This is a genomic window from Massilibacteroides vaginae, from assembly GCF_900178525.1.
GTDB classification, from domain to species: Bacteria; Bacteroidota; Bacteroidia; order Bacteroidales; family Tannerellaceae; genus Massilibacteroides; species Massilibacteroides vaginae.
The window spans coordinates 215882-226458 of sequence record NZ_FXDJ01000009.1 but is presented as its reverse complement, the minus strand read 5'-3'; the positions used below and the strand labels follow the sequence as shown (position 1 = coordinate 226458).

General features: G+C 44.0%; 7 protein-coding genes. 1 reads left to right on the top strand and 6 read right to left on the bottom strand.

The genetic code is table 11. From position 1 onward, the window contains the following. The first annotated feature begins 78 nt into the window (after positions 1-78). Entirely contained in the window at positions 79-2124 is a 2046-nt protein-coding gene (locus tag B9Y81_RS09390; RefSeq protein WP_085536759.1) for a TonB-dependent receptor plug domain-containing protein, read from the top strand. Positions 2125-2213: 89 nt separating this feature from the next. On the opposite strand, the gene B9Y81_RS09385 is transcribed toward B9Y81_RS09390, so the two are convergent. From B9Y81_RS09385 to B9Y81_RS09360, 6 genes are read right to left on the bottom strand one after another with little or no spacing between them, the layout of a single operon-like run. Further along, the gene (locus B9Y81_RS09385) at positions 2214-3899 is read right to left on the bottom strand and encodes a sodium:solute symporter (RefSeq protein ID WP_085536758.1); all 1686 of its coding nucleotides are present in this window, start codon (positions 3897-3899) and stop codon (positions 2214-2216) included. A gap of 40 nt (positions 3900-3939) precedes the next feature. Next, positions 3940-4371, bottom strand: coding sequence for a ribose 5-phosphate isomerase B (gene rpiB, locus B9Y81_RS09380; protein WP_085536757.1), 432 nt, complete (start codon positions 4369-4371; stop codon positions 3940-3942). Between the two features lie 58 nt (positions 4372-4429). Next, positions 4430-6457, bottom strand: a complete 2028-nt coding sequence (locus tag B9Y81_RS09375; protein ID WP_085536756.1) for a transketolase family protein — start codon at positions 6455-6457, stop codon at positions 4430-4432. Positions 6458-6517: 60 nt separating this feature from the next. After that, positions 6518-8194: a ribulokinase gene (locus B9Y81_RS09370; RefSeq protein ID WP_085536755.1), complete on the bottom strand. Its 1677-nt coding sequence runs from the start codon at positions 8192-8194 to the stop codon at positions 6518-6520. A 2-nt stretch (positions 8195-8196) separates the two neighbouring features. Beyond that, positions 8197-9705, bottom strand: a complete 1509-nt coding sequence (araA, locus tag B9Y81_RS09365) for an L-arabinose isomerase (RefSeq protein WP_085536754.1) — start codon at positions 9703-9705, stop codon at positions 8197-8199. A 33-nt stretch (positions 9706-9738) separates the two neighbouring features. Further along, on the bottom strand, positions 9739-10425 hold the full coding sequence (locus tag B9Y81_RS09360; RefSeq protein ID WP_085536753.1) for an L-ribulose-5-phosphate 4-epimerase: 687 nt from the start codon (positions 10423-10425) through the stop codon (positions 9739-9741). Positions 10426-10577: the final 152 nt, after the last annotated feature.

Here is a 10577-nt window from a genome sequence, read left to right as displayed (position 1 = left end):
TTTGTATTGTGTTGTTGTGAATTGCTTTTTGGGTTGTACTTTTACACCGCATTAGTGCAAAAAACTTAATTCTATTTTATGAAGCAAGAAATGTTTAACAAATGTAAGGTATTCCGCTTTAAAGGTTTTGCGGGAAAGGCTTACAGCGCGTTCAACAGTCTGCATAGGGAGGTGACAATTGGGGTAGTAACCAGTTGTGTGCTTACCTTTGCGGCTGCGGGAACGGTTTCGGCACAGACAAACGTGGTTGCCGGAGTGGAAAGTTCGGAAACCGAACATGAACTGGATGAGGTAACAGTCACTGCCTCGCGAGTTGAAATGGCAATGAGTCAGACAGCTCGTTTGGTGACTGTGATTACGAAAGAAGAAATTCAGCAATCGCCTGTCCGAAGTATTCAGGACTTACTTAATTATGCTGCCAATATTGATGTCGTGCAGCGTGGAGGCCACGGAGTACAAGCCGATATTTCCATTCGTGGCGGATCTTTTGACCAAACCGCAATTCTTCTCAACGGAGTAAATCTCTCCAATCCTCAAACCGGACATTACAGTTTTGATATCCCGATCAATCTTTCCGACGTAGAACGTATAGAAATTATTCATGGTCCTTCTTCCATTACCTATGGTGCGAGTGCTTTTTCGGGAGGGATTAATATTATTACAAAAAAAGAACCTGATCATAAGGTTTATGCCAATGTGGAGGCAGGTAGCCATGGTCTTTGGGGCGTGCAGGCAAGCGGTGCACTGTCTTCTAAGTTGGCAACTAATCAGTTGTCTGTAGGGTATGCTTCTTCTGATGGTTATGTTGCAAATAGTGATTATGACATTTGGAACTTGCTTTGGCAAACCCGGCTTAAGCCCGAGAAAAAATCCAATGTAGATATACAGTTGGGGTATAATGATAAAAGGTACGGAGCGAATACCTTTTACTCGGCAAAACATCCGAATCAATACGACAAAACCAGTTCTTACTTTGCCTCTGTCAGGGGCGAAACAGGTGATCGGCTGAAGTTTATCCCCTTGGTTTACTGGAGTAGGCATTACGATGAATTTCAACTTTATCGGGATGGTACTTCTAATGTACCCTCAACGTATAAGAGTCATAACTTTCACCGCAGCGATGTGTATGGCGCAAATCTGAATCTTCAATATACTTCCTTGCTGGGGATTACAAGTTTCGGAAGCGAGTTCCGGAATGAAGGTATTGCAAGTAATGTTCTTGGGAAAGAGATGCCTGAAAAAGAAGGGAAATATACCAAATCCGACGATCGTACCCATATTAGTTTTGCGTTAGAGCATAATATACTGTTGAACCGATTTACGCTGACTGCCGGTTTATTGGCAAATTATAATACTGCGTTGCGCGGCAAATATAAACTCTATCCTTCGGTCAATGTCAGCTACCGTGTGTTAGACAATCTGAAAACTTTCGCTTCGTGGAATAAGGCGACCCGTATGCCTACCTTTACTGATCTGTATTACACAACTAACACTCACATAGGGAATACGGATCTGAAGCCCGAAAATTCGGAAGCTTTCGAAATAGGAGTGAAATACAACACTTGGTTTATGCGTCTGTACGCTACGGCCTATCTGATGAAAGGCGAAAATATTATCGATTGGGTAAAGACAGCTGTTGACGCGAAATGGGAATCGCGCAATATTACCGAGCTGGATAAAAAGGGAATTGAGGCTGGATTGAGTTTGTCCTTAGGCGAAATGATTCCACTGTTGCCGGATCAAACCGTCTTACATGCCGGCTATATGCGATTGCATCAGGATAAATCTTCCGGTAACTTAATATCGAACTATGCCCTGAATTATCTCCGCGATAAGGCAACGGTTAAATTGGAGCACCCTGTTTTTAAGAATGTAACAGCAAACTGGAACTTCCGGTGGCAGAAACGTATGGGAGGTTATACGCGTTATGATAACGCTGTAGAAGGTGAGTTCACATCATATACCCCTTTCTCTACCCTTGATCTGAGAATCAACTGGCAATTGAAAGACTTCCTGATTCACCTAAGCGCGAATAATCTGTATGACACCAAGTATTACGACCTGGGAAATATTCCACAAGCCGGTTTCTGGCTGATCGGTGGAATTAGTTATACCTTGAAGTAGATGAAATGAGGGTGTCTCAAAATATGTTTTGGGGCACCCTCATGCTATTGTTTAGAATAATTATTGTATCTCGATAATAACTTGTGAAATTACCAGAAATAAATATAGAACGCGACTGTGATGGAGATAATGATGACCGAATGAATTACATCCCATGCATTCCAACTGGCACGTGTGATTGCTCTTTGTTCCGGCGTGGAAGAACCAAAAGTAAGTCCCTGTAGTTGTTCAGCAGTGGCAGGTTTAGTAAACCAGCTGATCAATATGATAGCGGCCAGGCAGAATACAAACATGCCTCCGCAGAAGAATAACCAGTTCGTGTCGTAAAACAAGGACTTGAACCAGCTACTTCCTGCTGCAGCTCCTGCATTAGCATAAAATACGTTAGCTCCCAGACGTGTAAGTCCAATCACGAAACCAATGATTAATCCCCACATACCACCCTTTGGCGTTGCTCTTTTGGTTGTGATGCCTAAGAGGAAGGCCGCGGCAATACCCGGAGCAAGTACAGACTGCACATCTTGCAAATAGGTGTAAAGTACATCGCCTACGCTCTTCATCACCGGAATCCACAATACACCAAGGATAACGATCACCACAGTAGCCAACTGTCCCACTCTTACGAGTTTCTTTTCTGAAGTATCAGGCCTGAACTTTTTGTAAAAGTCAATCGTGAAAAGCATGGAAGAGGAGTTAAACAACGAAGCTAACGAGTTCATTAACGCCGATATGATTCCGCAAACCATAAGACCCTTTATCCCTGCCGGCAATAACGTTGAAACCAAGGTGGGGAAAGCCGCGTCTGCGGTAGTTAGTTGGAATATATGACCGTTTATCATTACACCTCCTTCTTTGTTTGCTAAAGCGAAGGCGATCATACCGGGAATAAGAAATAGAAATACGGGAGTTAGTTTGAGATATGCGCCAAAGATAGCTCCACGGCGAGATTCCCGTTCATTTTTACCTGTTAATACACGTTGTACAATATATTGGTCGGTACACCAGTACCAGAAACCAATAATAGACGAACCGATTAAAGCTCCCAACCAGGGGAACTTCGGATCACGATTGTCTCGAATTAGATTGACCATCGTATCGCCGTATTCGTTTGCCGGTGTAATACTGCAAACACGCATAACTTCATCCCAACCTCCGATGGCTTTTAATCCCAATACCGTAATGATAAGCGTTCCGATCAATAGGATAGGGGTCTGAAGTATGGATGTATAAAGTACCGATTTCATTCCTCCGAAGATGGAAAAAATAGCCGTTATAAAAATAAGCCCGATAGCAGAAACCCAGAAGAAGTCAATACCCCAGAGTTCCTCAATACCAAATACTTGTTTAAAAACGATTCCCCCGGCATAGACCGTTACTGCTACTTTGGTGAGCACATAACTTACAAGAGAAATAACAGAAAGGATCGTACGGGATTCACTGTTGTATCTTCGTTCAAGAAATTCGGGCATGGTAAGCACCATACTGCGAGAATAAAAGGGAACGAATACCCAACCTAAGATAAGGATCATCCAGCCCTGTATCTCCCAATGTGCCATAGCCATACCGCTGGATGCTCCTGCTCCGGCAAGTCCGATGAGGTGTTCTGATCCGATATTGGAAGCAAAGATAGACATACCGATCGCGATCCAGGTCGCGTTGCGTCCATCAAGGAAATATTGACCGGAACTTTCTTGTTTTTTGCTTAGAGCACGCACAATAAGCCCGATCAGGACTATAGTAAATAGTCCGATAACTATATAATCTAAAGTTGTCATGATAGTGTTTTACATGGTTTTTTCCTTTCTAAAGCAACGTTTAGATAGGTATTTTGTCAATTCGTCGTTGATGTCGCCCACCTTCGAATGGAGTATTCAAAAAGGCGTCGACAGTTTTCGTAGCTTCCTCTTTACTGATAAATCTTCCCGGCATTACAAGAATGTTCGCGTTATTGTGCGCCCGTGCTAAGGCGGCTATTTCAGCATCCCAGCTTAACGCTGCGCGTATTCCGGCATGCTTGTTTAGGGTGATGGCAATTCCGTTACCTGTTCCGCAAACGGCTATACCTTCCGCTACATCCCCATTCTCTACAGCGAGAGCCAATGGATGTGCAAAATCCGGATAGTCCGAACTATCGGCAGATTGAGCGCCATAATCTTTATAAGGTATTCCTTTTTGATCAAGAATTTGTTTTACAAACTCCTTCAATTCGTAGCCGGCATGATCACTACTTAATCCTATAGTTTTCATCTTTTATCTGTATAGAGGTTATGAGGACATCTGAAACAGACATCCTCATAGGGTTATGTTATGCTAATAATTCTTTCACCTGTTGATATACGTTCTTACCTGTAAAGCCAAGTTTCTCGTCAAGCACTTTGTAAGGTGCGGAGAATCCGAAAGACTCCAAGCCCCAGACTTTACCATTTGCTCCAACCAAACCTTCGAGATTGACGGGAAGTCCTGCGGTAAGTCCGAATACTTTACTTGCTGAAGGTATTACAGATTCCTGATATTCTTTACTCTGGCTGCGGAATAATCCTTCGGAGGGTACAGATACGATACGTACCTTTACACCATCTGCACGAAGTAAAGCCGCTCCTTCAACCAACGTAGCTACTTCCGAACCGGAAGCAACCATAACAACATCGGGGTTAGCATCAGTTTCTACAATATAGGCTCCTTTTGCTGCCTGTAAAGCCTCTTCATAGCGACAGCCCTTTGCAGGCAGATCGGCTATGTTTTGTCTGGACAGGATCAATCCGGTAGGTGTAGAAATGTTTTCCATTGCCAACTTCCAGGCAACCGTTGTTTCGGTTACATCAGCCGGGCGAAGCACTAACATGGAGTTGTGCCCTTTATGGTTTTTCAATTTCTCCATCAATCGGATCTGAGCTTCTTGTTCAACCGGTTCGTGCGTTGGTCCGTCTTCACCTACACGGAACGCGTCGTGCGTCCAGATAAACTTTACAGGTTGTTCCATCAAAGCTGCCATACGTATTGCCGGTTTCATGTAGTCGGAGAATACAAAGAATGTTCCGCATGCAGCAATAACTCCTCCGTGCAACGACATACCGATACAAATGCAAGCCATAGAAAGTTCGGCAACTCCTGCCTGGAAGAATGCTCCGCTAAAGTCACCTTTACGTAAAGCCTTTGTTTTCTTCAGGAAGCCGTCTGTTTTATCCGAGTTGGATAAATCGGCAGAAGCACAGATCATATTCTCAACCTGAGAGGCCAAAACACCCAGAACAGTAGCGGAAGCAACACGAGTGGCTTGTCCAGGTTTCTGTTCAATGGCCGACCAGTCAATGGCCGGAGATTCTTTAGAGAACCATTTCGCTTTCTTCGCAGCCAACTCCGGATTAGCTTTTGCCCAGGCTTCTTCGGATTTGTAGCGTTCTGCCATGATAGCTTCCAGTTCTTTCGCACGGTTTGCATAAATCGCAGCCACTTCAGGTAAAATGCTGAATGGATTTTCGGCATTTCCTCCTAAGCCTTTAATCGTATCCGCGAAAGATGCGCCTGCCGCAGATAATGGTTGACCGTGTGTAGAAACTTTATTTTCAAAGCTGCCCTGAGAAGCATCAACCGCACCCTTACCCATTATCGTAGTACCGATAATAATTGTAGGTTGGTCTTTAACTGCTTTAGCTTCTGTAAGCGCAGCACGTATTTCGTTTACATCATTTCCGTTGATTGAAATAACCTTCCAGCCCCATGCTTCGTATTTCTTGGCTACATTTTCAATTGTAACCTCTTCTACGGTAGTTGAAAGCTGTATGTTGTTTGAATCATAGAACATGATCAGGTTATCTAATCCCATGGTTCCGGCAATACGGCCTGCTCCCTGAGATATTTCCTCTTGTATTCCTCCATCTGAAATGTATGCGTAGATCGTTTGATTCATTTGATCGCCCAAACGCGCTTTCAGGAATTTAGCGGCAATGGCAGCACCAACGGCAAATGTATGCCCTTGTCCTAATGGTCCGGAAGTGTTTTCAACACCACGTTCGATGTCTACCTCCGGATGTCCCGGAGTAACACTTCCCCATTGCCGGAAAGCTGCTAACTCATCCATTGTGTATTTTCCTGTAAGTGCTAATACAGAATAAAGCATCGGAGACATATGTCCGGGATCAAGAAAGAAACGATCCCTTCCTGCCCATTTCGGATTTTTAGGATCATATACGAGGAACTCGGAGAACAATACATTGATAAAATCTGCGCCACCCATTGCACCTCCCGGATGTCCGGAGTTTGCTTTTTCTACCATAGATGCAGCCAGAATACGTATATTATTCGCCGCGATGTTCATTGTCTTGATATCATTCATAATAATGGATTATTTTGAGTTTTATGCAAAGATAGTGAATCTCTCCAATCACTCATTGTCTCATAGTAACAAATCCGTCTCGGTGAACTTACCAAGTGCACTGTATTTCTTATAAAGAGCACCGTAAACTTCATGATTTTCTTTGTTAGGCCTGTATTCTTTCTCAAATCCTTGCCCCATTGCTTTTTGTGCATCTTCTACCTTTTCGTAGAGGCCGGCTACTACGGCGGCAAACATAGATGCGCCAAACGCACAGGCTTGTTCGGATTTAGCCACCTTGATCGGCATATTCAGCACGTCGGCCAATGTTTGCATAACGAAAGGCGATTTTAATGAGATTCCGCCGATACCGATTACGTTATCTATGCGGATACCATTGTCAAGAAAACGATCTACAATCGCTTTGGAACCGAATGCAGTTGCTTCTACTAAAGCGCGAAAGATCAGCGGAGCTGTACTGCCCAGGTTTAATCCGGTGATTGTACCCTTAACTAACTGCGAAGCATCCGGCGTACGTCGTCCGTTCATCCAATCAGTTGCTAAGATCGTGCTGTCGCTAACCGGTACTTTGGCGGCTTCTTCTGAAAGAAATGGTATGATCTTGTCTGCTGTTTCCTTGATTAGTTTTTTTCTGGTCGCTTCGTCAATCAGGTTGCTTTGGTTTAGTATGTTTTCTAAAGGCCATGTTAATACACGTTTAAACCAGGCATAGATATCACCGAATCCCGATTGTCCGGCTTCGAGACCGGTAAAGCCCGGGATAACTGAACCGTCTACCTGACCACAGATACCCGGAATCAGTTTGTCGCCAAGTTCTTCGTGCGAAACCACCATAATGTCACAGGTAGAAGTTCCGATCACACGAACAAAAGAATAGGGCGTAATTTCCGCGCCAACGGCTCCCATGTGGCAGTCAAAGGCGCCGACTCCTACCGCTACATTCGTATTTAGTCCAAGACGTTCGGCCCATTCTGCTGTAAGCATTCCCACACAAGTATCGCTTGTATAAGTGTCATTGAATAAATGACTGCGGAACCCCGCCAAAAACGGACTGATCGATGTAAGGAACTCCTCGGAAGGAAGTCCGCCCCATTTATCATTCCACATTGCTTTGTGTCCGGCGGCACAACGGCTTCTGTACACCTCTTCAGGCTTTGTCTTTCCCGTTATCAGGGCAGGCATCCAATCACAATGTTCAATCCATGAATAGGCTGTGCTACGAATACTCTCGTCTACATTTAACACATGAGCCATTTTTGCCCATACCCATTCCGACGAATAAATACCTCCTTCGTATGCCGTATAATCAATAGCAGATTTCTTCGCAAGTTCATTGATTTTTGCAGCTTCCTCAATAGATGTATGGTCTTTCCATAATACAAACATCGCGTTCGGGTTTTCCGAAAATTCAGGAAGAAGGGCGAGGGGAGTACCTTGCTGATCGGTAAGAACAGGCGTGCTGCCTGTCGTATCGAAAGCTATACCTACAACATGTTCTGCCGTACCGTTGGGAGACTTTGCCAGCGATTCTTTGATTGTTCCCTCCATCGTTTCGATATAATCCAGCGGGTGCTGGCGGTATTGGTTTTCCGAAGGATCGCAGTACTTGCCTTCCGTCCAACGAGGATAATACTTAACCGCCGAGGCGATTTCCTCTCCCGATGCTGCATTAATAATTACGGCCCGACAAGAATCGGAACCGTAATCTAATCCAATTACATATTTTTCTTTACTCATGATTAAGCCTCCAAAGCACGATTCAGCATGTAATAAACATCGTTAAACCGTAGTTCTTTCTTGAATTCGGAAATGGTTGTATTCTTGTCGATCGTAATCAGCTCGATACCGGCTATATCCGCGTAATCTTCCAGGTATTCGTTGGTCAGATCAAAAGAGAAAGCGGTATGGTGCGTACCACCGGCTAAAATCCATGCGGCTGCTCCGATTTCCAGGTTAGGTTGTGGAATCCACAATGCACTTGCTACCGGTAATTTTGGCATTGGAGCCGGTAGTTTTACAACATCTACGTTATTTACAATCATGCGGAAACGGTTTCCCATATCAACGATTGTAGCTGCTACGCCCGTGCCTTCGTGTGCAGTGAAAACGAGGCGGGCAGGATCTGCTTTGCCACCGATTCCTAACGGATGCACTTCCAGCCGGGGTTTGTCTTTTGTGATTAACGGACAAATTTCAAGCATGTGCGATTGTAAGATCGCGCTCTTTTCGCCATCGAAATGATAGGTATAATCTTCAAGGAATGAGCAACCACCCGGTAATCCCTGGCTCATTACCCAGAATGTACGATAAAGAGCTGCTGTTTTCCAATCTCCTTCCGCGCCAAACCCGTAGCCTTCCGCCATCAAACGCTGAGATGCGAGTCCGGGCAATTGATCAAACCCGTGTAACGCGTCAAAGTTTGTGGTGAATCCTTTTGCTTTTTTATCTTTCAGAAAACTGCGTAATGCTAATTCTTCCCGGGCTGCTTCACGTACCTGTTTGTGATCTTTAGCCCCTTTTTTACAGTTGTCGGCAAGCACGTATTCTTTTTCGTAAACAGCTACTAATTCGTCGATTTGGGCCTCAGTTACCTTATCTTGATAAGCAACCAGATCTCCGATAGGGAAATAATCCACATGGTAGCCCAAGCGAAGTTCGGCTTCCACCTTGTCGCCGTCTGTAACGGCTACGTTGTTCATATTATCACCGAAGCGAATAATACGCATGTCTTGCGCATCTGCCCAGGCAGTTGCTACGCGCATCCAAACGGCAATATGACCTTGTACATTCTCTTCGCTCCAATGACCTACAACCACCTTACGGTTTTTACGCATACGACTTACTATATGTCCGAATTCGCGGTCACCATGCGCACTTTGGTTCAGGTTCATGAAATCCATATCTATTTCACCCCATGGAATTTCCTTGTTGAATTGGGTGTGGAGGTGAAGAAGAGGCTTCTTGTAATCTTTTAGTCCATGTATCCACATTTTTGCCGGAGAGAACGTATGCATCCAGGTAATTACCCCGATACAGTTTTCGGCGTTATTGGCCTTGCGAAAAGCGTCTGAAACTTCGGCTGCGGAGTTAACCGTTCCTTTGTAAACAACTTTTACAGGCAGTTTACCGGATTCATTTAATCCCTTTACAATTTCGTTGGAATGAGCATCAACTTGTACAACAGCATCTCCTCCATAGAGTAACTGTGCGCCGGTGACAAACCAAACCTCAAGATCTTTAAAATTCATGATGTGTTGATTTAAAAGTTATTATTCGTTTTGTTATTTCTGTCCATAATAAGCATTCGGGCCATGTTTGCGGTTAAAGTGTTTCTCTATTAAATGATTATTCATAGTCAGGAAAGGGTTGATTGTGTAAGAGATATAGGCCATTTTTGCTACCTGTTCCATCACTACAGCATTGTGAACAGCTTCATCCGCGTCTTTCCCCCAGGAGAAAGGACCATGGTTCTCCACCAATACCCCCGGAACAAATGCAGGATTGATGTTTTTGAATCGTTCTACAATAACATTTCCTGTTTCCTTCTCGTAATCTGCCTCCACTTCCTCTTTCGTCATCTGACGCGTGCAGGGTATGGCTTCGTAGAAATAGTCTGCATGCGTTGTGCCTATACTTGGGATGTCTTTGCCTGCCTGTGCCCAGGCAGTAGCATAAGTTGAATGCGTGTGCACAATTCCGCCAATAGCAGGAAAGGCATGATAAAGTACCAGGTGAGTGGCCGTATCTGATGAGGGTTTTAATTTACCTTCAAGTATTTTTCCCTCCATATCCAATACAACCATATCTTCCGCTTTCATATTCTCGTATGAAACGCCGGACGGTTTAATCACAACAAGGCCTTTTTCCCGGTCAATGGCACTAACATTGCCCCATGTGAAAATAACTAATCCATGTTTTACCAGATCCAGATTAGCTTTAAATACTTTTTCTTTCAACGCTTCAACCATAGTGTGTGTGATTTAGAATGCTTCTTTATTTTGTAAAAGATATCCGATTAATTAGAGAGTGTGAAAATAACACCTTATTTAAGTGGGTGTACAAAAAAAGCCATGTTATAAAACATAGCTTTTGATGTCGATATGATAGTTAATGTCTTTAT